This is a genomic window from Streptomyces sp. AA1529, from assembly GCF_000280905.1.
Classification (GTDB): domain Bacteria; phylum Actinomycetota; class Actinomycetes; order Streptomycetales; family Streptomycetaceae; genus Streptomyces.
The window spans coordinates 75,523-98,189 of record NZ_ALAP01000092.1; the positions used below are offsets into that span (position 1 = coordinate 75,523).

20 protein-coding genes are annotated in these 22,667 nt (G+C 72.8%); 9 read left to right on the plus strand and 11 right to left on the minus strand.

Translation table 11 applies throughout. The features are described 5' to 3' along the window. Positions 1–58 precede the first annotated feature (58 nt). Entirely contained in the window at positions 59–751 is a 693-nt protein-coding gene (locus A949_RS0126215) for a phosphatase PAP2 family protein (protein WP_051019643.1), read from the plus strand. Between the two features lie 36 nt (positions 752–787). Here the strand turns inward: A949_RS0126215 and A949_RS0126220 are convergent, their stop codons facing one another. Continuing rightward, positions 788–1,588, minus strand: coding sequence for an SAM-dependent methyltransferase (locus A949_RS0126220; RefSeq protein WP_019359020.1), 801 nt, complete (start codon positions 1,586–1,588; stop codon positions 788–790). A gap of 363 nt (positions 1,589–1,951) precedes the next feature. Here A949_RS0126220 and A949_RS34655 point away from each other — a divergent pair, with 363 nt between their 5' ends. Then, positions 1,952–2,656, plus strand: a complete 705-nt coding sequence (locus tag A949_RS34655) for a TetR/AcrR family transcriptional regulator (RefSeq protein WP_051019644.1) — start codon at positions 1,952–1,954, stop codon at positions 2,654–2,656. 163 nt (positions 2,657–2,819) lie between these two features. Here the strand turns inward: A949_RS34655 and A949_RS37820 are convergent, their stop codons facing one another. Further along, complete coding sequence (locus A949_RS37820) at positions 2,820–3,428, minus strand: DUF6214 family protein (RefSeq protein ID WP_063826283.1); 609 nt, start codon at positions 3,426–3,428, stop codon at positions 2,820–2,822. Between the two features lie 392 nt (positions 3,429–3,820). On the opposite strand from A949_RS37820, the gene A949_RS0126235 reads away from it, so the two are divergent. The 4 genes from A949_RS0126235 to A949_RS0126250 all read left to right on the plus strand — a co-directional run bounded on the left by A949_RS0126235 (position 3,821) and on the right by A949_RS0126250 (position 7,973). Further along, complete coding sequence (locus A949_RS0126235) at positions 3,821–4,927, plus strand: WD40/YVTN/BNR-like repeat-containing protein (RefSeq protein WP_019359023.1); 1,107 nt, start codon at positions 3,821–3,823, stop codon at positions 4,925–4,927. A gap of 55 nt (positions 4,928–4,982) precedes the next feature. Continuing rightward, complete coding sequence (locus A949_RS0126240; protein WP_037707749.1) at positions 4,983–5,660, plus strand: uracil-DNA glycosylase; 678 nt, start codon at positions 4,983–4,985, stop codon at positions 5,658–5,660. Then, a complete protein-coding gene (locus A949_RS0126245) occupies positions 5,657–6,805 on the plus strand; it encodes an N-acetylglucosamine kinase (protein WP_019359025.1) in 1,149 nt (382 codons plus the stop codon). The genes A949_RS0126240 and A949_RS0126245 overlap by 4 nt, the downstream gene beginning before the upstream one ends. Positions 6,806–7,001: 196 nt before the next feature. Further along, on the plus strand, positions 7,002–7,973 hold the full coding sequence (locus tag A949_RS0126250) for a hypothetical protein (protein WP_192817169.1): 972 nt from the start codon (positions 7,002–7,004) through the stop codon (positions 7,971–7,973). A 104-nt stretch (positions 7,974–8,077) separates the two neighbouring features. On the opposite strand, the gene A949_RS0126255 is transcribed toward A949_RS0126250, so the two are convergent. Both A949_RS0126255 and A949_RS0126260 read right to left on the minus strand, forming a co-directional pair. Then, positions 8,078–9,229 (minus strand): lactonase family protein, encoded by a 1,152-nt coding sequence (locus A949_RS0126255; protein WP_019359027.1) that lies wholly within the window; start codon positions 9,227–9,229, stop codon positions 8,078–8,080. 160 nt (positions 9,230–9,389) lie between these two features. Further along, positions 9,390–10,955 (minus strand): FUSC family protein, encoded by a 1,566-nt coding sequence (locus A949_RS0126260; RefSeq protein WP_019359028.1) that lies wholly within the window; start codon positions 10,953–10,955, stop codon positions 9,390–9,392. A 116-nt stretch (positions 10,956–11,071) separates the two neighbouring features. Between A949_RS0126260 and A949_RS0126265 the strand changes: the two genes are divergently transcribed. Next, a complete protein-coding gene (locus A949_RS0126265; protein ID WP_037707818.1) occupies positions 11,072–11,797 on the plus strand; it encodes an HAD family hydrolase in 726 nt (241 codons plus the stop codon). A gap of 240 nt (positions 11,798–12,037) precedes the next feature. Here the strand turns inward: A949_RS0126265 and A949_RS0126270 are convergent, their stop codons facing one another. Then, entirely contained in the window at positions 12,038–12,883 is an 846-nt protein-coding gene (locus tag A949_RS0126270) for a hypothetical protein (RefSeq protein ID WP_237735911.1), read from the minus strand. Between the two features lie 294 nt (positions 12,884–13,177). Between A949_RS0126270 and A949_RS0126275 the strand changes: the two genes are divergently transcribed. Beyond that, complete coding sequence (locus A949_RS0126275) at positions 13,178–14,443, plus strand: VWA domain-containing protein (RefSeq protein WP_026005050.1); 1,266 nt, start codon at positions 13,178–13,180, stop codon at positions 14,441–14,443. Next, positions 14,443–15,285, plus strand: coding sequence for a hypothetical protein (locus A949_RS0126280; RefSeq protein ID WP_019359032.1), 843 nt, complete (start codon positions 14,443–14,445; stop codon positions 15,283–15,285). Before A949_RS0126275 ends, A949_RS0126280 begins: the two co-directional genes overlap by 1 nt. A gap of 77 nt (positions 15,286–15,362) precedes the next feature. Here A949_RS0126280 and A949_RS0126285 read toward each other — a convergent pair whose 3' ends face one another. The 6 genes from A949_RS0126285 to A949_RS0126310 all read right to left on the minus strand — a co-directional run bounded on the left by A949_RS0126285 (position 15,363) and on the right by A949_RS0126310 (position 22,225). Next, a complete protein-coding gene (locus tag A949_RS0126285) occupies positions 15,363–16,058 on the minus strand; it encodes a Crp/Fnr family transcriptional regulator (RefSeq protein WP_019359033.1) in 696 nt (231 codons plus the stop codon). A 224-nt stretch (positions 16,059–16,282) separates the two neighbouring features. After that, on the minus strand, positions 16,283–17,371 hold the full coding sequence (locus tag A949_RS0126290; RefSeq protein WP_078565537.1) for a M48 family metalloprotease: 1,089 nt from the start codon (positions 17,369–17,371) through the stop codon (positions 16,283–16,285). Positions 17,372–17,551: 180 nt separating this feature from the next. Beyond that, on the minus strand, positions 17,552–18,064 hold the full coding sequence (locus A949_RS34665; RefSeq protein WP_051019645.1) for a Pycsar system effector family protein: 513 nt from the start codon (positions 18,062–18,064) through the stop codon (positions 17,552–17,554). Beyond that, positions 18,061–19,182, minus strand: a complete 1,122-nt coding sequence (locus tag A949_RS0126300; RefSeq protein WP_019359036.1) for a hypothetical protein — start codon at positions 19,180–19,182, stop codon at positions 18,061–18,063. The genes A949_RS34665 and A949_RS0126300 overlap by 4 nt, the downstream gene beginning before the upstream one ends. Before the next feature lie 68 nt (positions 19,183–19,250). Then, positions 19,251–21,371: a hypothetical protein gene (locus A949_RS0126305; protein WP_019359037.1), complete on the minus strand. Its 2,121-nt coding sequence runs from the start codon at positions 21,369–21,371 to the stop codon at positions 19,251–19,253. Beyond that, complete coding sequence (locus A949_RS0126310) at positions 21,368–22,225, minus strand: hypothetical protein (RefSeq protein ID WP_019359038.1); 858 nt, start codon at positions 22,223–22,225, stop codon at positions 21,368–21,370. Before A949_RS0126310 ends, A949_RS0126305 begins: the two co-directional genes overlap by 4 nt. Positions 22,226–22,667 lie beyond the last annotated feature (442 nt).

Consider the following 22,667-nt stretch of genomic DNA (forward strand, 5'->3'; position numbering starts at 1 on the left):
GCGGGTGTTCCCCGCCGGGAGTTGTACCGCGACCGGTGTCAGGGGCGATGATCGGGACATGCGAGGTGTGACCCGTGCCGGTCCGGCAGGCGCGTGGCAGGCTGCTGCGGCCGCCACGCTGGGTGCTGCGGCCGTACTGCTGACCAGTCTGGCCCTGCTGCCCTGGGAGCCGCTGGCCGTGCTCGACCGGAGCACCGCCTCCGGACTGCACACGGCGGCGCTGGAGCACCCGGCGCCGACCCGGACCATGCGGGTCCTCACCGACTGGGTGTGGGATCCGTGGACCTTCCGGCTGCTGCTGGCGGCGGTGTGCGTCCGGCTGCTGTGGCGCGGGGAGCGCGCGGCGGCGTACTGGGTGTCGGGCACGGCACTGGTCGGCGCCGGGGTGCAGCAGGGGATGAAGGCGGCGCTCGGCAGGGAGCGGCCGCACTGGCGGGAGCCGGTGGCCTCGGCGGAGTACAGCGCGATGCCGTCGGGGCACGTGCTGACGGCCGCGCTGGTGTGCACCGTATTGCTGTGGCTGTGGTGGGAGCGGGGAACACCGGTGACCAGCGCGAGATGGCGGACCGGGCTCGGCACCGCCGCGGTGAGCGTTCTCGGCGTCGCGTTCACCCGGCTGTGGCTGGGCGTGCACTGGCTGACGGACACCGTGGTGGGTGCGCTGCTGGGGACGGCGGTGGCCCTGGCGTCCGCGGCCGCGTGGGCCGCGCTGCGGCGCGCTGAGCGGCTGCCCGGCACCGTATCCGGATAGCCCGGCGGGAGCCGTCGGCAGCCGCCCGGTGGCCTCTCAGGGCTTGCGGGCCACCGCGCCCACGTTGTCGACCTCTTCGGGCTCACCGAAGGGGAGCGCCTCGGGGCGCCAGCGGGTGACCGAGACCAGCCCCGGTTCCAGGACCTCCAGTCCGTCGAAGAACCGGAGGATCTGCTCACGGGAGCGGTTGACGCGCGGGTTGTCGCTGGTGCGGTTCCACTGCCGCACCATGGCGCGGACCGCCTCCGGGTTGACCACTTCGGCCGAATCGCTGAACACCAGATGGCTGCCGGCCGGGAGAGCCGCCGTCAGCCGCGCCACCACGTCGTAGGCGCTGTCGTCGGTGAGATGGGCGACGACGCCGAGCAGCATCAGCGCCACGGGCCTGTCGAAGTCGAGTATCCCCGCCGCCCCCTGGAGTATGGCGTCCGGGTCGCGCAGATCGGCGTCGAGGTAGTGGGTGACACCCTCCGGGGTGCTGGTCAGCAGGGCACGGGCGTGCGTGAGGACGAGCGGGTCGTGGTCCACATAGACGATCCGTGCGTCAGGGGCGATGCGCTGGGCGACCTCGTGGGTGTTGTCGACGGTGGGCAGACCGGTGCCGACGTCCAGGAACTGGCGGATGCCGAGATCTCCCGCGAGGTGGCGGACAGCCCGGCACAGGAAGGCCCGCTGGGCGCGGGCCGTGGTCACGATGCCGGGGTTGGCGCGCGCGATCTCGTCACCCACCTGCCGGTCGACGTCGTAGAAGTCCTTGCCGCCGAGCCAGTAGTTCCAGATCCGCGCCGAATGCGGCAACGTGTTGTCGATCTCTCTGGGGTCCGGTCCCGGCACCATGGCTCTCCTCTGCCCTCGGCTGTGTGTGTCGTGCGCTGTGCGCGCACCAACGTACCGGGGACGGGCAGTGACCGTACCGGGGGCGGCGGCCGGAAGCCGGCCGGGCAAAGTCGCGGTGCAGGAGGGGTGTTGAGCGGGCGCGCGTACTCTGGAGCCGGTCCCGGAACCGCCGGTGCCGCTACGCTCGGCCGAACCTCACCGGCCCACCTCGCCGGGGCGCCTGGTCGACACCGATATCGGGGCGATCCCCCGCGTCGCCCCGATATCGGCTGCTGCAGCGGGCGTTCCGGCCCCCCTGGAGGCGAACACCCGAAGTCGTGCTGAATATATTGGCTGCCGGCCAGTCAACGCAGGAGTTACAGGATGTCCCCCCGGAGCGCATCGGTCAATGAAGAGTTGCGCCGACGCTCGCGTGAACGCCTGCTGCAGGCGACCGTCGAGCTGGTCGCCGAGCACGGGTACGAGTCGACGACCCTGGGCGCCATCGCCGACCGGGCCGGCTCCGCACGCGGGCTCATCTCGTACTACTTCCCCGGCAAGCGGCAGCTCTTCCAGTCGGCGGTGCACCGGCTGATGCATCTGACGCTGACCGAGGCCCTGGAGCGCGTACCGTCGCCGGAGGGGCCGGACAGCGGACGGGAGGTGCTGGCGCGGGCCATCGACGCCGTACTCGGACTGGCCTGCAGCCAGCCGGTGCTGATGCGTGCCCACATGGCCGGAATCCTGCAGCAGGAGGGCTTCGTGCGGTGCGACGAGCAGCAGCGGCTGGCGGCTGTGCTGCGCGACGCCGTGATCCGCTACGGCTCCCCCGACCCGGACACCGACTATCCGCTGTTGCGCGCCAATCTGATGGGCGCCGTCGTCGCGGTGCTGCTGCCCGGCGCGCCGATGCCGCTCGGACGGCTGCGGGGAGAACTGTTCGCCCGGTACGGCCTCGCCTGGCGGCAGGGGACACCGCCGGAGGGGGAAGCAGGCCCCGAGGTGTCGCATGCGGCCCGGGTGCGGCAGTTGGAACGGCTGCGACCGTGCGGTTGGGGCACCGGCTCCGGACCGCACGGCGGACAGTGAGCCGCGCGGGGCACGGCACCGGCACGCCCGGTGGACGGCGACGGCGGACTCAGCCGGGGCACGGCAGCGGGCACGGGGCGCACCGCAGGCGGCGCGTGCGACCGGCGCGGGTCCGGCCGGGACGGCGGGCGTGCTTCGCCGGGCCTGCCCCGTCCGCCGCCGTTCAGCGCCGCCGGCGGGCGTGACGCGGACTCAGCAGCCCCGCGTCGCGGGCGCTCGCGATGACGCGCAGCGACTTGCGACGGCTGTGCCCGGTGACCCGCATGACGGCCAGCACCGGGTCCTGGCCCTGCGCCCGCGCCGCGGAGTAGGCACCGGCCACCGTGTGCAGCGCTGCCGTGCCGCGGAGACCGGGCGGCCGCCTCCGCCGTCTCGCGGGCGCGGGCGGTCTCCACTTCGTGGCAGCAGCGGGGACCGGTACGGGATGCTGCGGGGGCGCGGACACCGGCGGCGCCGACCGCGGCGGGACCGGGCGCGGCGCCGCGGGCAGCACGCAGGGCCCGGTGGTCCGGACGGTGGGGGCGGGCGGCGGCGGCCGGAGCGCGGCGGGGCAGGCCAGCGTCAGCGGTTCGCCGAGGCGCGGCGCGAGCTCCGCGAACTCCCGGAGGGTCAGCGGCGGATCGGCCCGCACTTCCTCCAGCCGGATGCCGCCGTCCACCACGGCGGCCACCATCTCCACCTGGGTACCGTCCGGCCGGCTGACACCGACGGCGAACCAGGGCGCACCGGCGGAGTGCGGGACAGTACCCGCGCCGCTGCCGTAGCCGCGCAGTTTCCACGCGGGCCCCGGCGGTGGCGAGGACCGGCCCGCGGACGGACAGCTTCCCTGCCGGCAGGACTGGTCCGGCGCACAGCACGGACATGAGGATCTCTCCGACACGGCGGCACCGTAGCCCCGGCGTCCGCGACCGGGCCCGCACGGCGCGCTCGGCCGCGCCCGGGGCAACCCTGACGACGGAGGCGGTCGCAGCCCGTTCGGCGCACCGGTGTGCCGCCGTTCGGGGGGCCGTGGCGCTCGCCTCCGGAGCCGAACGGGCGCCGCGGACACCGCCCCCGGGGCGCAGTCCGGCCGGAAGTGTCAGTGGGCAGGTGCAGACTGTTCCGTGTTCCGGTCGACTCGGGGACGGACACCTCGGACAACGACGTCTCGAAGGCGGTGCCGCAATGGCGGACGTACTGCTCGCGGTAGGTACGAGAAAGGGCCTGTTCCTCGCCCGGCGGCCGGTGGCCGGGCGAGGCGGGGCGGACTGGGACTTCACCGGCCCGTATTTCGACGCCCAGGCCGTCTACTCCTTCAGCATCGACCGGCGGGGCTCCACGCCCAGGCTGCTGGCCGGAGGGGACAGTGCGCACTGGGGCCCCTCGGTCTTCCACTCCGACGACCTGGGCAGGACCTGGGAGGAACCCCCGCGGCCGCCGGTGGCCTACCCGCGGGACACCGGAGCCTCCCTGGAACGAGTCTGGCAGCTCCAGCCCGGCGGGGAGGACGAGCCCGGTGTGGTCTACGCCGGGACGGAGCCCGGCGGGCTGTTCCGCTCCACGGACGGCGGCGAGTCCTTCTCCCTCGTCCGCGCGCTGTGGGAGCACCCCACCCGACGGGAGTGGGCGCCCGGTGGCGGCGGTCTGGGCCTGCACACCGTCCTGGTCGACCCGCGGGACGCGCGGCATGTGACCGTCGCCGTCTCGACGGGCGGCGCCTACCGCACCCGGGACGGCGGCGAGAGCTGGGAGCCGTGCAACCGCGGGGTCTCCGCGGTGTTCCTGCCGGAGGGCCGCCGCTACCCCGACTACGGGCAGTGCGTACACAAGATCGCGCGGGACGCGGAGGACCCCGACCGGTTGTATCTGCAGAACCACTGGGGCGTCTTCCGCAGCGACGACAGTGCCTCCAGCTGGCATTCGATCGGCGACTCCCTCCCCTCCGACTTCGGATTCCCCCTCGCGGCCCACCCACGGCGCGGCGGCGTGGCCTACCTCTTCCCGCTCAACGCGGACGCGGACCGGGTTCCGGCGGGGCACCGTTGCCGCGTCTTCCGCACCCAGGACGCGGGCAGCAGCTGGGAGGCGCTGGGCGCGGGCCTTCCCGAGGCCGCTCACTACGGACCGGTGCTGCGGGACGCGCTGAGCACGGACGACGCGGACCCGGCCGGAATCTACTTCGGGAACCGGAACGGCGAGGTCTTCGCCAGCGCGGACGAGGGCGAGAGCTGGCGCCAGCTGGCCTCGCATCTGCCGGACGTGCTGTGTGTGCGGGCGGCGGTGGTCGACTGAGCGGATCCCCGCATGCGGACCGCAGCGCGGGGATGAGCCAGTAGAGTGACCGCTCGTGGCTGCACGACCGTTGAACGAGATTGTCGAGCCGGGCTGGGCCAAGGCGCTGGAGCCGGTGTCCGAACGGATCGCCGCGATGGGCGACTTCCTCCGCGCGGAGGTCGCCGCGGGGAGAACGTACCTGCCCTCGGGGCCGAATGTGCTGCGGGCCTTCCAGCAGCCCTTCGACGAGGTGCGCGTCCTGATCGTGGGCCAGGATCCCTATCCCACGCCCGGGCATGCCGTCGGCCTGTCCTTCTCGGTGGCTCCCGAGGTCCAGCGGCTGCCGGGCAGCCTGGAGAACATCTTCCGGGAGCTGCACGACGACCTCGGCCTCCCCCGCCCCTCGAACGGTGATCTGACGCCCTGGACGAGACAGGGAGTACTGCTGCTCAACAGGGCGCTGACGACGGCTCCGCGCCGGCCCGCGGCGCACCGCGGCAAGGGCTGGGAAGAGGTCACCGAGCAGGCGATCCGCGCCCTGGTCGCCCGCGGACGCCCCATGGTCTCGGTGCTGTGGGGCCGCGACGCGCGGAATCTGCGTCCGCTGCTGGGCGAACTGCCCGCGGTCGAGTCCTCGCACCCCTCACCCATGTCGGCGGATCGCGGGTTCTTCGGCTCGCGGCCCTTCAGCCGGGTCAACGAACTGCTCGCCGCCCAGGGGGCCGACCCCGTGGACTGGCGCCTGCCGTGACCGCCGCGGCGGAGGGCACCCGAGCGGCCGCACGGGAGACGGGCGGCTGGGTGCTGGGCGTGGACTCGGGCGGATCCGGACTCCGGGTCGCGCTGGCGCGCCTCCCCGGCGCCGGGCACGCGGGCGGCGGGCCACCGGAAGCCGTCGGTTCCGTCGCCTGTCCGGAGCCCGTGCGCACCGGACCGGCCGGAATCGACGCGGCGCACCTGTCCGGGCAGTTGGTGCCCGCGGTGCGAGCGCTGCTGGCGGACGCGGGCGCCGCGCACCTGGCGGCGGCCTGCGTGGGCGCCGCCGGGATGGCGACCCTCGGCACCGGGCTGCGGGCCGAACTGCCGGGCGTGTTCGCGGCGGAGTTCGGGGTACGGCGCCTGGCGCTGGCCGCCGACGCGGTGACCGGGTACGCCGGGGCCCTGGGCGAACGGCCCGGTGCCGTGGTGGCGGCGGGGACCGGGATGATCGCCATGGGTACCGACCTGGAGACCTGGCGGCGCGCCGACGGCTGGGGGCATCTGCTGGGTGACTGCGGCAGCGGTGCGTGGATCGGACGCGCCGGGCTGGAGGCGGCGCTGCGCGCCTTCGACGGCCGGGCGGGAGGGTCGCGGGCGCTGCGCAGACGCGCCGAGGCGGTGTTCGGCACCCCGCTGAGCGCACTGCCCGGGCAGTTGTACCCCCGTACGGACCGGGCGGCCGTCCTGGCCTCGTTCGCGCCCGAGGTCGCCCGGTGTGCCGAGGAGGACGCCGTGGCGGCGGGTATCGTCCGGGCGGCTGCCCGGGAGATCGCCGCCGCGGCCGAGGCCGTCTGCCCGAGCCGGGAGGGGACGCCCCCGCCCGCGAGGGCCCGGACCGCTCACCACGAACCGGCGGGGCGCCACGGGCGCGCGGTGCGGGTCGCCTTCACCGGGGGCCTGTTCAAGCTCGGCGAGGCTCTGCAGGGGCCGCTGCGCGCGGAATTGGCCGGGCGGCTTCCGGACGCCCGGATCGCGGAGGCGGCGGGCGGCCCGCTCGAAGGTGCGCTGCTGGTGGCCGCGCGGCTGGCGGACGGGGCCTTGGCGCTCCCGGGGGATCCGGCGCTGCTGTCGGTCACGGATCCGGAGGCCGGGCAAATGTCTGAAGCGCCTGGCCGGGACGCGGGCAGCACGGACTGAGGCGGAGCCGGGCAGCGCGGCACCCGGCCCGGGCCTGGGGCGCGGACCGTCACGTTGTGCACCGTATCCTCTGCGGGGGGCCGCACTCCAGAATGCCCGGAGAAGCAGCCGTCTCGCTCGGATGAATCGGGACATAAGCCCATCGGTCTGCCCCGGCCGAACAGCCAAGCCCATGAAGGCATTAGCATGCGGGCGCATGAGCTCCCCCACAGGACCGGACAATGGCCTGCCCGTACGAATGCCACGTCCCCGCCAGCCCGGACGGCACCGCCGGCCGGAGCCCGTCGTCGCCCCCGAGGGTGCGCCGGCCCTGGTTCTGGCGGTCCCCGGCGCCCCCTCCGGCGCCACGCGCAGTCTCGCCGAGGAGACGCTGAGCATCGCACGCTCGGAGCTGCCCGGCCTGGACGCGCGCGTCGGTTTCACCGAGGGCGACGACGGGGAGTTCCCGACCATTCGCTCGGCGCTCGGTCAGGCGGTCGAGGACCGGGCGACGCGCCGCCGGTACGCACGCGAGGCGGCGGCCATGGCGGAGCAGGCCGGTTCTGCCGAGCAGGAGGCAGCGGTCGCGGCACCGCCGGCCGACACCGCCGACGACGGACTTCCCGCCGTGGTGGTGCCGCTGCTGGCCGGCCCGGACGCCGCGCAGCTGCGCCACATCCGCCAGGAGGTGCTCAACAGCGGTTCCGGCGCCGAGCTGACCGACGTGCTGGGTCCGCACCCGCTGCTCGCCGAGGGCGTGCACGTGCGGCTGTCCGAGGCGGGGCTGGCGCGCGCCGACCGGGCGCGGCTGTTCACGGTCGCGACGGCGGCCGACGGCATCGTCCTGGCGACGATAGGCGGGGAAGAGGCGGTGCAGGCGGCCGGCATCACCGGCATGCTGCTGGCCGCCCGGCTCGCGGTGCCGGTGCTCGCCGCGGCGCTCGACGACGAGGGCGCTGTCCAGCAGATCGCCGAGCAGCTCCGCAACTCCGGTTCCCAGCAGTTGGCCATCGCACCGTGCCTGATCGGCCCGGAGATCGCCGAGGGCCTGCTGGAGGCCGCCGCGGAGGAGGCGGGCTGCTCCACCGCCGAACCGCTGGGTGCCTACCCGGCGCTGGGCAAGCTCGTGGCCTCCACGTACGCCGCCAAGGCGGGTATCGCCCAGCCGCAGGGCGCGACGGCGCGCTGAGCGCCCGCCCGGCCGCCCAGGGCACCCGCAGGAGGCCACCGCGAGCAGCCGCACCCGTCGGCCGGAGGTGAGCCGCGCTGCCCGGTGCGCCGCACCCGGCCGGCTCACGCTCCGGCGGCCGGCCCTCCGGCAGTCCGCTCGATGACGACGCAGGAAGCCGACGGCACGGGCAGCGAGCCCGCCGGTCGCGGGGTGCCGGTGGCCGGGTCGATCCCGAACCAGGTGACGTCGCCCGAGCGCTCGTTGGCGGCGTAGAGCCAGCGACCCGCCGGGTGCACCGCCAGGTCGCGGGGCCAGCAGCCGCCGCAGGGCACGGTCGCGACGCGCTCGGGCAGCGTGGACGAGGTCAGGTCCAGCACGGTGATGCTGTCCTCGCCCCGGTTCGCCGCCCAGGCGAAACGCCCGTCGGGTGCGAGGGCGAGCGCCGAGGGGTGGTTGGGGGCCGCCGCGCGCTCCGGCGGTACGAGCCGGGTCTCACCGAGCGGCTCCAGGGCACCGCCTGCCGGGTCCCAACCGCAGGTCACCACGGACGAGTCCAGTTCGTTGACGACGTAGGCCCGCCGGGCCGCGGCCCGTCCGCGCCCGGAGTGCGCGGGCCCGAACGACAGGTGGCGGGGGCCGGTCCCGGGACGGAGCGGGACCTCGCGGTGCGGTCGCAGACCGGCGCCGGTGTCCCGCAGGTCGTAGATCCACACCGAGTCGGTGCCCAGGTCGGTGCAGAGCAGCCAGCGGCCCGACGGATCGGGGGTGACGCCGTGCGCGTGCGGCCCCTGCTGCCGCTCCCGGACCGGCCCCCGGCCGTGGTGCCGGTGTGTGCGCGCGGGCGCGCCGGGGGCGCCGTCGGCGCGCAGGGGCAGCAGGCTGACGCTGCCGGAGGTGTAGTTCGCGGTGCAGAGGCTGTCCGCGGTCGCCGCCAGATGGGTGGGACCGGCGCCGTCGACGGGGGCCGGGGGCTCCAGCAGCACGGGGAACGCGCCTGCCGAGGAGCGGCCCGCGCCGGGACTTCCGGCGGGGCCGCGGCCGTCGAGGCGCAGCGCCGCAACGGCGCCGGGGTCGGTCTCGCTGACGGCGTAGAGGAGGCCGCCCGCGGGCGCCAGAGCGAGGAACGAGGGGTTCGCGACGGTGTCTTCCGTATGGTGCAGGGCGCTGAGCGCGCCGGTGCGGGGGTCGAGAGCCGCGGTGGTGATGCCCCGGCCCCCCACCGAGGTGAACGACCCGATGTACGCCCGCGGGTGCCGCCACGTCCTGCTGTTCATCGCACCGCCCTTTCGCCGCCCCGTCCGGAAGGCACGACGGTAACAGGCGAGCGCGATTTGGTCTGGACCAATTGGGGGCCGGCTCGTTCCGGACGGAGCGCGGGTCAGCGCCCCGCGCAGCGATCCGGGCGGAGGCCCGGGCCGGGCCGGCGGCGCGCCCTCAGGCGGCCGCTCGCGGGTGGGTGTGCAGGGGCGCGGCGAGCTGGTGGAGCGCGTCCTCCAGAGCGTGCAGATGCACCAGTGCGCGATCGCCGGAAGAGGGCGGCTCCGCGGCGGCGGTCACCGGAACACCGGCGCCGCGAGCCGGGGCGATCCGGGCCCGCGCCGGCACCGCCAACCGGTGCACCGCGGCCTCGACCCGCTCGCAGGCCGCGGTGAGCCGGGCGTCGTGCGACGCGGCGGGGTCGGCCGCGACCTCGGCCAGGCCGCGGATCTGGCGGGCGCAGTCGTCCAGCAGGGCCAGCACCTGGCGGGCCCTGGCCCTGCGTGCGCGCAGCGGGCTGAGGGGATGGACGAGCGGCGCGACCGACAGCCGCACGCGCCCCAGCAGCAGTTCCAGCTCCGCGACCCGCGGTTCGGGCCCGTCGCCGCTGCCGCCCGCGAGGCGGTCCGCCGCCTCGCGGGCACACTCGTGGACGCAGTGCACCGCACGCCGTATCCACACTTCGGTCGCGGCGTGCGTGGTGACGGGCAGCACGAGGGCGACCGCGAGCGCGGCGCCCAGCGCACCCACCGCGGTCTCCTCCAGACGCAGCCCGAGCAGTCCGGGATGCAGGACGCCGAGCAGACCGTAGAGCATGCCGACCATCAGCGTGACGAAGAACATCATCCACGAGTAGGACAGCGGCGCGGTGTAGAAGATCCCGAAGACGCAGCAGGCCACGACGGCGAGCGTGGGCGCGACGGCACCGTCCACGGGCACCGCGACCAGCAGTCCGGCGGCCAGGCCCGTGACGGTGCCCAGCACCCGGCGGAAGCCGCGGACGAGTGTCTCGCCCCGGGAAGCGGTGTTCACGAAGATCCACCAGGCGGCGCCGACCGCCCAGTACCAGCGGTCCAGGGACAGGGCCTGGCCGGCGGCCAGGGCGAAGCCGCAGGCTGCGAGCGCCTGGAACGCCTGCCGGGTGGTGGGCCGGGCCAGCCCCCGGCCGCCGACGGGCGCGACGGCGGGCCGCGGTGCCGCGCCACGCTCGATCGGCCACAGCACGAACCGGGTGAGCGCGGCCGCCGCGAGCGCCAGCAGCCCGGCGGCGAACGTCTCCGGAAGCCGGTCGGGCTCCGTGCCCAGGAACTGCGCGGCGAAGAACTGCATGAAGGCGAAGATGCCCAGCGCATTGCCGCGCGGCCCCCAGCGGCGCGCGTACACCCCGGCGAAGACCACCGCCAGGAACGCGGCGTCCCGGGCGGGCGGCTGCCCGTGCAGGAATGCGGCCAGCGCCAGCACGGGGAAGCCGGCGACGGGCAGCAGCGCCGTGGTGCGGCCCTGCGCCCGCGCGGTCGGGTCCGCGACGGTGAACAGCGCGAGCAGCGCCACCAGCCCGCCCGCGACGGTGGCCTGGAGCGGCAGGCCGGCACCCGCGCAGACGGCGACCGCGAGTCCGATGCCGATGACGGCGCGTGCCGAGACGCGCGCCCGGTGCGAGTGTTCGGGACCGAGTGCCGCGACGGTGCGACGGAGGAGATGTACTGGGGCGCTTCCCCCGGGCTTCCGTAGCGACTCGTCCAAAACCCCTCCAATCCGGGCCGGCCTGGGCGGCCATGCGTCCACATGCTGGTACGAAGAGGAAAGCACCCCTTCCCACCTGCTACCAAATCGCACCCGTTTGACATGCTGGGTGCGTGATCAGTTCTGCCGCCGCACCCGCGGTCGTCTTCGACCTGGACGGCACTCTCGTCGACAGCGAACCGCACTACTACGAGGCGGGCAGGCGCCTGCTCGCCGCTCACGGCGTTCCGGGCTTCACCTGGGCCGAGCACGCGCGGTTCATCGGCATCGGGACCCGGGAGACCCTCGCCGCACTCCGCCGCGCACACGGGCTCACCGCGTCCGTGGACACATTGCTGGCCGAGAAGAACCGCCTGTATCTCCGGTCGGTGCGCTCCGGCACCGAGGTGTTCCCGGAGATGCGGAAACTCGTGGAGCACCTGCATGCCTGCGGGCATCCGCTGGCCGTGGCCTCCGGATCGTCGCGCGGCGCCATCGACGCGGTACTCGGAGCGACCAGCCTGGATGAGCTGCTTCCGCTCCGAGTGTCGGCGGAGGAGGTGCCGCATGGCAAGCCCCGGCCGGACGTCTTCCTGGAGGCGGCCCGCAGGCTCGGCGTCTCCCCCGCGGACTGCGTGGCCGTCGAGGACGCCCCGGCGGGCGCCGAGGCGGCCCGGCGCGCGGGAATGCGGTGCGTCGCGCTGCCGTATCTGGCCGAGCAGGCCGCCGATCCGGGATTCGCGGGCGCCGGCCTGCTGTTCCCCGGCGGTCAGCGCGAGTGCGACGCGCAGCGGATCTACGACTGGATGACCGGGCGCCCTGCCGCTTCGCGGGCGCCCTGCGACGGCCCGCAGCGGGCGTGAGGCTGCGCGGGCCCGGAAGCCACGGGCCACGGCCACGGGCATCGGCACGGAACGCGGGGCGGCGGCCCGGGACACAGGGGCCGAGCGGGCCGAGCCGGAACACGCGGGGGCGGGAGCGCCGCGCCGGGGCACGGGCGGAAGGGCGCGGACGGCGGTCGGGGTTCCCGCCGTCCGTGGGTCCGCCGTCTTCGGCACCGCCCGCGCCGGAAGCCGGTCCGGGCGGGACCGGCCGCGCGGGTGTCAGCCGCCCGTGGGCCGGACGGTGTTCATGATCTTCTTGATGTCATCGGCGTTCAGCGCGTCGGGCACACCCTGGTCCGCGTAGATCACCCAGCCGTGCATGGTGCCGTCGGGGAGCTTCTGCGCGATGCTGTGCACGACGGCCTTCGGCGGCACGCACGCGCTCGGCCGGTTGGTGACGGTGACCTGGGCGGTCGCCGTGTAGCCCTCGATGCCGCCGTGCTTCCACGGCTTCGCCTGGCTGACCTCGATCTTGGGCTTGTGGTCCTTGCCGCCGTACGCGGCGAAGCCCCAGTTGCCGGCCCAGTTGCGGGCGTTCTCCTGGAGGGAGCCCTCCTTGCCGCCGCCGGTGGTGCCCACGGTGGCGAGCTGCCCCTTGCTGGCCTGGCCGATCGCATCGGGATTGGGATGGGAGCTGCAACCGCCCTCGCGGTAGTTGGCCGCCGCGGTCATGACGACTATCGGCTTGCCGGCCTTGTCCGTGTAGGAGAGGGCCGTCCCCTTGTCCAGGACCTTCCACTTCTCGGCCTTCGCGGGGACGTCGTAGCGGAAGTGGTGCTTCTGCGAGGTCTGGGTCTGCCAGCCCTCGACCATCGGCTCGTCGCCCGCGGGTGCCTCCGGGCCGGAGGAGGGCGAGGAGCTCTTCGAGGGGTTCTCGGAGGGGCTCTTCGAAGCGGCGGACTCCTTGTCATCGCCCTTGCCGGTGTCATCGTTGCACCCGCTCAACGCGACGGCCAGTCCCATTCCGAGGGCCACGGCCAGGGTCCTCTTCCTCCGGTGTACCGGTGCCGCCTGGGTGGGCTGCGGATGCCGAGCGATGCGGTGCGGGGTTTTTGACTGATACATGATCAACACTCTAGGCGCACGGCGCCGCTGCTCCGGCACCGGAGGGATCTCCCTTACGAGACGCATACCGGCCCGTGACACGGCGCGCAAAACCGTCCCCCGGCCGGGACGTCGGCCTCCGAGCGAGCGCGCGCCCTGCCGGATTCCGGAAATCCTGCAGAGAGCACCGGGCCGGCGACCGCACCGAGATCCGGCGGACGGGCGCGGAGAGCGCCAACGGCCCCCGCACGGCCTCTCGTCACCGCTGTCCGCAGGCGTTTTGGATCACCTCCGGATCCTCAATACGATCTGGCGATGATCACCAGAAGACGGCTTGTGACCGGGGCCTGCGCCCTGCTCATGGCCCTGCCCCTCGGGCTCCTCCCGACCGGCACCGCGAGCGCGGAGCCCGCGTCGGACGAGGACGCCCCCAAAGTCGAGTTGACGCTCGACGTCAGCGGTTCCATGCGGAAACGCGACATCGACGGCAGATCCCGGATGTCCGCGGCCAAGCAGGCATTCAACGAAGTCATCGACGCGGTGCCGGACGAAGTCCAGCTCGGCATCCGGACGCTGGGTGCCCGCTACCGCGGGGACGACCGGAAGGAAGGCTGCAAGGACACCCACCAGCTCTACCGGGTCGGCCCGCTGGACCGCACCGAGGCCAAGACCTCCGTGGCAACGCTGGCGCCCACCGGCTGGACGCCCATCGGCCCGGCGCTGCGCGCGGCGGCCGACGACCTGGAGGGCGGCGAGGGTTCCCGCCGCATCGTCCTCATCACCGACGGCGAGGACACCTGCGCACCGCTCGACCCCTGCGTGGTGGCGCGAGAGATCGCCGCGAAGGGCATCAACCTGACCGTGGACACGCTCGGCCTGGTCCCCGACGCCAAGACCCGTGAGCAGCTCAGCTGCATCGCGGAGGCCACCGGAGGCACCTACACCTCCGTCCGGCACACCGAGGAACTCACCGACCGGGTGAACCAGTTGGTCGACCGCACGGCCGAGCCCGTCGCCGTCCCCCAGCCGGCCGAAGGGGCCCGGACATGCTCCCAGGCGCCGAAGCTGCGCCCGGGCCTGTACACCGACCGCGAGAAGTTCGGTCAGCACCGCTTCTACCGGGTCGAGGTCCCGCCCGGCAAGGAGTTGCGCGCCTCGGTGAGCATCGGGGCCGACCGGGCCGTCCACAACGACTACGGCGTCCTGCTCCGCGCCGTCACGGTCCACGGCCGGGAGATCGTCCGCGGTTCGGAGGCGGGCGACGGGCGGACCGACCTGATATCCACCGGCCTGCGCTATCCCAAGGCACCCGCCGACGAGGACGAGGCGCCTGCGGAAACCGTGTGCCTCCAGGTCAGCAACTCCTTCTCGGCGCCCGCCTCGGTCAAGACCGAGCCCGGACTGCCCCTGGAGCTGACCGTCGACCTGGTGGAGGGCCCGCACGAGGCGGCCGACGTCGCCTCCTTCGGCCTGGGCCGCGGCTGGTGGATGCTCGGCGTCCTCACGCTCTCCGGCCTGCTGGCCGGCCTGCTGTGGGGCTGGCTCTCCCGCTGGCGCAACCCCGTCAGGAGGGGCAACTGATGCGTATCATCCGCACCCTGGCAACCGCGGCGCTGGCCTGCGCGGCACTGTTCGCGGGAACGGCCGGCGCGGCGGCGGACAGCGCCTCGCCGGACGCCGAGGACGGCAAGTCCGGGCCGACCCGGGCCGGTACCGGCTTCCGGGACGCCGCAGCAGTCCCACCGGGCCGCTCGGCCACCGCGAACGCGTCCAGCGGCGACTACCTGTACTGGGTCTTCCCCCTCGACACCGGGCAGCGCGCCACCTTCAAGGCCGAGGTCGAGCTGCCCGAGCAGTCCGCCCGGCACGGCGACTCGACCTGGCGGATCGACGTGTACGACGGACTGCGCCGTCGGCAGCCCTGCATGTACGGCATGCAGAGCAGGGTGGCCACCGGGGACACCGCGTCGGTCGAGCTGTCCTGCACCCTGCGTCCGGTGCGTTCGCTGACCGATCCGTGGTCGGCGCACCCGCTGCCGGGCAGCTACTACCTGCGGCTGACCGCCGGGGACGCCCCCGAGAAGGATCTGGGCCTGCCGATCCGGGCGAAGGTCGAGGCCGTCACCAAGGACGCCGGCGGCGCCCACGCGGTGGACGGGTCCCTGTCCACTCCCCTGACCCCGGGAGTCTCCGCGGGAGACGGCCAAAACGGCGAGGACGCTGAGGACGGCGAGGAGAGCGCGAGCCCCGACGCGCGGCAGGCCCCGGCAGCCGTCGAGCCGGAGGACGGCTGGTCCTCCGGCCGCTGGTCCGACCGCTGGATCTGGACCGTAGCGGGAGGCGTCCTGGCCGCCCTCGGCACCCTGGGCGGCTACGCCCTCGCCCGAGGTACGGGACGCCCCTCCCGGACACCGCGCGCCTGACCGAGCGGGCCCGGCACGTGGTCCGGGCGGCGGACGCACCCCGCCGCCCGGAGCACGTCGGTGCGGCGCGTGGGCGGCTACTCTTCGCCCCCTCCCATCCGACGCAGCCGGTCAGGGCGGACAAGGACCAGTCCTCTGCGGCTGGTGCGGACGATGTCCCGTTCCCGCAAGCTCTTGAGCAGCCTGGCCACGGCCTCACGGGAGGCTCCGACGGCGCCTGCCAACTCGTGCTGGCTCAGCCCGGCGGTCAGACGGACTCCCTCCGCTTCCTGCACCCCGTGGGTTCTCGACAGCTCAAGCAGCAGAAGTGCCAACCGCTCACGCACCCCGAGTGCTCCCTGCTCCACGCGCCGCCGGTCACTAGCCCTGGTCCGGTCCCCGATCAGGGTCAACAGGTGAAGCGCCGTGGTGGGGAATTCTGCAAGATGAGTGAGGAATCCACCACGATCGATCGTGACAGCCTCGACCTGTCCGAGTGCGGCGACCGTCGCCGAGCGCGGACGGCCACTGACCGCGGATGCCTCACCGACCACATCGCCCGGCCCTCGCAGTGCGAGCAGAGCCTCGTATCCGTTGGCAGCGGAGTGGGTTACCTTCGTCCATCCCCCGAGAATGATCACTACGTGGGTGGACGGTTCGTCCTGGTGCACCAGCACCGACTGCGGTCCGTACGTCATGGGCCGACCCAGCTCCAGCAGCGCGACCCGCTCCCGGGTTTCCAGACGGGCGAGGAACGGGACTTGGTCATCCAGCCTGCCTGCCCGAGACGGCACCGCCGCTCCGGGAATCGCGGAATCACTCTCCGATTGCCGCCGTTGCGGTACGGAACCGGTCGAACCGTCGGTGTCCACCAGCAATCCCCCAAGGCCAGGCGGCTCCACTCTCCTCCGGCGAAGCCTTCCCCGCACTCCGGGGCCCCAGCCTAGGACACGTGGCTCAGCCCTGTGGCCACGCCGGGGCCACCGTTGCCCGGTCCCGCGCACCACACGGTGCTGCCTCAGCGCCCGTTCAGGTACGGCGCAAGGTGATGCAGACGGGTGAAGTAATCAGGATGGGAGGACAGGAGCCGTCCCGAAAAGCTCTGCTCACGACTGTGTGCCGAGGTCCCCTTGTCCGCTGCAGCGGTCCGGCCGCAGCCGGACAGAGCCGGAGCTGTCGCCCGTTCGCTGGCCGCTTCCGCTGTGTGCATCATGTGCAGCACTTCGGCGAGCGGCGGACCGAACCCGGCCGCCGCCGCGTGGCGATCGGCCCGTAGTTCGGCTCGCCGCGCCACCGCGGCCAGCAGATAGGGGGCGACGACCAGCGCCAGAGCAATGAACCAGAAGGACAGCACGATCAACGCCAGGCAGATGCCCACCACGAGGAGAAGCGCTGCCGCCGCACAGCCCGTGCGCCCCGGACGGAGCAGGGCGACCAGCCGGACGAGTCTCCGCACAGCCGACCATGCGAGGCGTCCCGGAAGCGCATACCACTGCCCCAGAAGCGAGGACCACGCGTGACCGCGCACATGGTGACCGAGCTCATGAGCGAGAACGGCGGCCATCTGATCGTCCGCGAGATGGTTCAGCGAGAAGCGGGTGACCCCCACGATATGCCCCGCCGCTGCCAGGGCGTTGAGATGATCACTGTCCTCGATCCACAGCTCGTAGGCGCGACCCTCGACACCGGCCCGAGCGCTCACTTCCCGCCACAGCGGCTCGAGCCGGGTCCGTTCGCGCGGTGTCGGGTGGCGGAGCTTCAGCAGATGGCGGGCCACGGCCCGTTCGGTGGGACGGTGGAACGCCATGGCACCCGAGGCGACCCACATGAGGATTCCCGCCCACTCCATCGCAGGCAGCAGGGCAGTGGAGAGCACCGCCACGATCCCCAGGCTCGCGAGTGACGAGGGCAGGCACAGCAGGAGTTGCCCCACAGCGGTGGCATCGATACCCCGCTGCCACTTGGCGAGGTGCACACGTCCACGGCGACGGAGGTCCTCGTGCGGCGCGCGCCCGCTGTCCCCGGGAACCAACCGGGCTTCGGGGCCGCCTGTTGACTGGTCCCCGGCCGGTCTGGGGTTGCCGGGGTATGACGGCAGGGGCGGCATCGTCCGGGTCGCGTGGTGGGGTCCCTGGGGCGCAGCGCCCGAGGAAGCGGAGTACGGCACAGCAGCGGGTCGGGGAGCGCATCCGGAGCGGGCAGGATCGGGAGGAGTGGTCATGGAATCTTCCTGTCTGGACAGACGGTCTCAGATGGCGAGGTGGGGGTACGGCCCGGCGCGGGTTGTTCAGCCGACGAACTGCGCGAGAGCCAAGAGCGTGACTCCTGCGCAGTAGGCACCCAGACCTCTGCGGATCCATCGGTGTTTGGCTCCGACGATGCGGCTGTTCTGGGCGAGGGCGTCGAGCACGCCGTCGGCTTGGTGCGATTCGGTGACGGCGAGCGCCTCGGCCAGCCGACCGTGCTCCGTGGCCCGACGGATGTCGTCGAAGTAGGTCAAGGGCCGTCCGGGCGACCACCGGCTGGTGCCGTACCGGGGCAGGACGGCGAGGAGCAGGCACCCCAGTGCTCCGGCCAGAGCGGCCATGGCAGCCCACGACAGCCCGCTCCCGGCATTCGAAAGCCGCGACAGCGGTCCTCCGCAGGCTGTGAGCAGGCCGCCGAGCAGAGTCATGGTCATGCTCATGACGCCCAGCAGCAGCGACGCCTTGTTGTCCGCATATGCAGTCTCGGATCGTAATTGCGCAAGCAGACGAGTCCCCTCGCCGCTGGTGCCGGTTCCGGTGCGACCGGTGCTCATCGCTCCCCCTCAGCGTCGGAGGCCGGGGGTCCGCCTGCCTGCTCACGAGGAGGCAGGCGGCTCTCGGCGGACCCGGACCAGGACAGCGGATCCGGTGCGAAGGGTGCTGGAACGGCGTCCGGCAGGTTGCGGGCGAGGAGTTGCTCCACGATCCCCACGGCCTGCTTGTTCAGACCGGCCCGCTGGTAGTCCTCGGGGGTGCCTTCCTTCAACACCCGCAGTGCGGCCTCGGACTGGTTGCGGATCAGGTCCAGTTGGTCCTTGCGCAGGTTCTCCATCACGAGACGGGAGTCCTCCGGGTGCTGCGCCAGGTGCAGCGCCCACATCGCCACGCCACCCTGCTGCAGGTAGGACTCGTAGCAGCTGATCTTGGCCGTCTCCAGTTCCCTGGCCTCCTCCTGGTGGCGCCCATCGATCATGACCAGTTCGTGCTCGTACCGCGCCAGTTCCTTGTTCCGCTCCGCCCTGCTCCGGTCCTCCCGCATCGCCATGTCGTGCGACAGGCCCATCTGGGTGTCGGCGTACCGCATGCGGCGCAGTTCCTGCTGGTGGGCAACGGCGGCGGCGTCCGGCCTGACTCGCGTCGCGCACGAAGTGCGCAACCCGACGTCTTCTCCCAGCTCGCCCGCCCTCGCGATCACTCGGCACACCGCGGACTCGGCCTCACCACTCCGGTCGATCGGGTAGCCGCGGCTCACCGGGTACATCAGCCGCTGCAGCCTGCGTTTCAGGAAGGCGGGCACATCCCGCTCTCCGCTGGCCACGAGCTGCTGAGGCCCGGAGACCTGCCAGGTGAGTTCCACTTCGGCGGTGAAGTCGAAAGCGTCGTTCTCACTCGGCAGTGACAGCGACGTGGTGAAGGTGTGCACCCCCGTGTCGACTTCGTAGACGGCGGTGTACGGGCTGGCAGTGAACAACGAGCGCCTCGGCCGGTGGGGTGGCAGATAGACATCGAACCCGCCTTTGTCCGTGGTGAAGACCAGCGCGTTGTCGATTCTGCTGTACCCCCTGCGGTGGTCGTACCGGGACAGCTGACGCACGATCAGCACCGGGTCGGCCAGCTCGGTGTGCCGGTCGGCTCCTTGGTCCCAGTCGGGTGCGCGGCGCAGGTCCGTCATCGTTCGTCTCCTCACTCGATGGTGATCCGCGGCTTCGTTCCCGCAGCCGCGGAGGGGAACGCGGTGTCTCAGACCACCGACATCAGACGCTCGGCGACGGCGGGGACGGGGCCTCGGCATCCGTCGCGCAGCGTCTCGAGCATGTGCGCGAGGCGCTTGCGGTCCTCGGCGGAGCCGACGAGAGCAGGAAGCAGCGTCGCCAGTTCTTCTTCGGCCCGCGGATCGGCTGCCGCTTCCCTGACCCAACCCGCGAGTGCCTTCAACGCGTCGGTGGTGTAGCGCAGGTCACTCAAGGCAGTCCGCCACAACAACAACAGCCGATCCGCGTCCGCGCCGCCCAAGTCTCCGTCCGTGGCCGCCGAGGTGGCCTCGGCGTACCATCGCAGCAGCATTCTGCTGTCGCCGCGTGTGCACGCCATGACGAAAGCGTGGAGCGCCAGCCGACGGCCCGACCCTCCGTCTCCGAGAAGTTCGAGCAGCCCCCGCAGCACCCGGCTGCGCACCGGCGCCGACTCGTCGCTCAGCAACAGTGCGGCCGACTCGGCGATGTGCTCCGCCTCCTGCTCCTCCTCCCCGGTGCGAGCAGCTTCGGCCAGCGCCCTCAGCGCCTCGTCGGGCATCCTCGAACCCACCAGCGCATAGGCCCGGATGGCTGTCCATCGATGCCTCGCCTCGGCCCCCTCCTCGCACCAGGAGCGCAGGATCTGCGGAATGTTGGGCGCATCGACGGCGTGTGCCATCGCGAGAGCATTGGCTGCGACGAGGCAGTCGCGGTAGCGCCTCGATTTCGCCCAGTCCTCGATCAGCAGCGCCATGGCCGACGGTAGATCGGCCTGGGCGAGTACCGCGGCAGTCACCGCCGCGCGAGCACGCACCAACGGCCGTCCGTCCTGGGCGAGCCGCCGGAGCCACTCGAGAAGAGCGGGCCGCGCGGAGGGGTGACTCGTCCAGACCTCCCGCAGGACCTCGCCGGCAGTTCTGGGCTCCTGGAAACGGGCCATACGTTGCTGCACCGGACCCCACTCGGTGTGCTCCTTCTGCCAGTACTCGATGGCACGGGCCAGACGCAGGCGCTTCGTGATGGACGTGCCGAAGATACCGACCCGCGGCTCGCGTCCGGCGTCCTCGGTTCGCTGGAACTGGGCGAACAGCGCGTCGCTCAGCTCTGCGGTCAGCGCATAGGCGGCCTCGTCGAACGCCGCGAGGGAGATGAGGAACGCCTTGTCCCTGAGCTGGGTCTCCTCGTCCCCGAACCACTCCTGGACCTGTTCCCGGACCAGCCCCGTGCCGACCTCGGCGAGTTGCTCCGGCGTCACGGCACCCTCCACGTGTGCGCTGAGGACCTTCGCGAACGCCGCCGCCTCCCGCAGTTGGTGTCCTTCCTTGCCGAGGAACTCCCGGGAAGGTCGCAGAGCAAGCAGTTCCGACTCCTTGCGCGAGTCCTGCACCCGGGCATGCAGATGCGAGCGGAGCACAGCCTGGGGTGACGGCGGTTGCCATTCGATGGCGGACACACCTTGCAGGGAGGCGAACAGGTCGACGGTGATGACCAGATACGCGTCCTTCTCGCGGAGCGTTTCCCGCACGGCCCACAGGTCGATGTCGCGGAGCGGGTTCTCCCTGTTCGTCACCAGGTCGCTGATGAGGTAGCCAAGTGAATCGCCGTTCAGTTCGTCCTTGATGGCAGTCGGCCGTGTGTTGGGGTCGACGGCGCGTACGGGCACGGCCCCGAGGGCACGCAGCAGCATCAGGCCTGCGCTTCGACGGCCGGAGAAAGGGGCACCGGACAGCACGAGGACCCGCTCCTCGCGCAGCCGGCCGCGGAGGGGGTGTACGAGTTCCTCGTAGCCGGCGAACACCTCAGCCAGCTGGTCGATCTCCTCGGGCGGGATGTTCCCGGAGGTGTGCGTGGCGGCGCCGAACCGGTAGTGGTGCTCAACCTTCGTGCCCAGGACAACGTCGCCTGTGACGCTGCCTCCGCTGACCCCGGTCTGAGCACCTCCGACCAGGCTGCCGCTCACCGCCTTCGGTACGTGCTCGTACAACTCGCGCCGTGCGGCCCAGGGATCCTGCGGGCGGTCGTCGGCCGCCTCGACGTTCTCCTCGCCATTCTGCTCGGACCCGTCGGCCTGCAAGTCGCCGTCGGCCTGCGGCCGCTCTCCCCTCCTGTCCCCGGCGTGCTCGCTCATGACTGCCCGCTCCGGCCCTCGCGCCGGACGCTCCCCAGAACCACATCGCCGATGACCCGGCCTCCGCTGACCCCCGTCTGGTCACCGAGGACCTGGCTGCCGCCGAAGGACGCATTCGCGCCGCTGAACGTGACGGCCACCCCCCGGTCGGTGGGCGCTGCGGCAGAAGCAGTCGGAGCCTGTCCGCCAGCGGCACCCGACGCAGTGACGTCACTGCTTTCCGGAGACGCAGCTCCCAGGACGGGAACAGGGGCGGCTGACAGCATTGGACCGTGCAACCACAGGTCGAGCCGGTCTTTCTTCACGGCGACCGCGGCGTGGTGGAACTGCTCCGGGCGCAATCCGCGGTGCCCGTGGCGCACCACGCCCTCATAGACGGAGGGTGACACCCCCAGCACACAGTCTGTTTCCTGCTTCGCGAGCGCTTCGCGCAGAACGTCGGCGTCGAGTAGTCGGCACGATTGGTTGAGGTCGTGGCCGACGAGTCCGCCGACCGTGCCGTGCTTCGGATCCAGAGCGACCTCTCCCGCAGCCAGCACCATCCGCAGGCGCATCTGCGCACTGCTCGATGCCAGCCGGTTGTACTGGCACAGCGCATCGGGAGTACTCGTCAGCAGAGCCCTGAGCAGTGCGGTCTTCGGAATGTCGGCGCTGACCAGCACGATCAGGCCGTCTCCGCGATCCTCGCGGTACTGCATGTTCCGCTCGACACCCGCCTCGGCCAGGGTGTCCTCGACAACGTTGTGCAGTTCCCGGCGCAGGCAAGCCTGCGCCACATCGTCCCGTCGGCTGAAATCCTCGATGTCCAGCAGCAGGATGGTGCGGTTGACGGGTTCTGTCAGGGGCAGAGCCATGCGTGCCTCTCAGACGATCGGGCTCGGTCCGGAGCACTATCCCGCGGGGGTCTGACAGCGCAGAAGGAACAACTGCACACAGCGTCTGTAACCGTTGACACACAACGCCCCCTGATGGGAGTGCTGTTGACCAGGGGCCTGGCGGTGCCTGGTTGCCGCCGCCGCGTTGCTCGTTAGGGTGATACCCGGCGGCCGGCCCCGGGTGCCCCGGGCAGCATGAGCCGCGCGAGTGGACGGGTGCGCGTCCGGCGGGGCGCGGGCCGGGAGAGGCATGCGGCGGCGGGCCGGCCGGGGGCGGGTTTCCGCGGAGCGGGTGCGGGCGCCGAGGGAGAGGCCGGGCCGGTGAGGCCGGAGGCGAGGGGCCGGGCACCACGACCGGACCGACAGGGTGTGGGGGCGACGGTGCATCAGCCGGACGGAACGGGCTCGGGAGTCGGCCCGG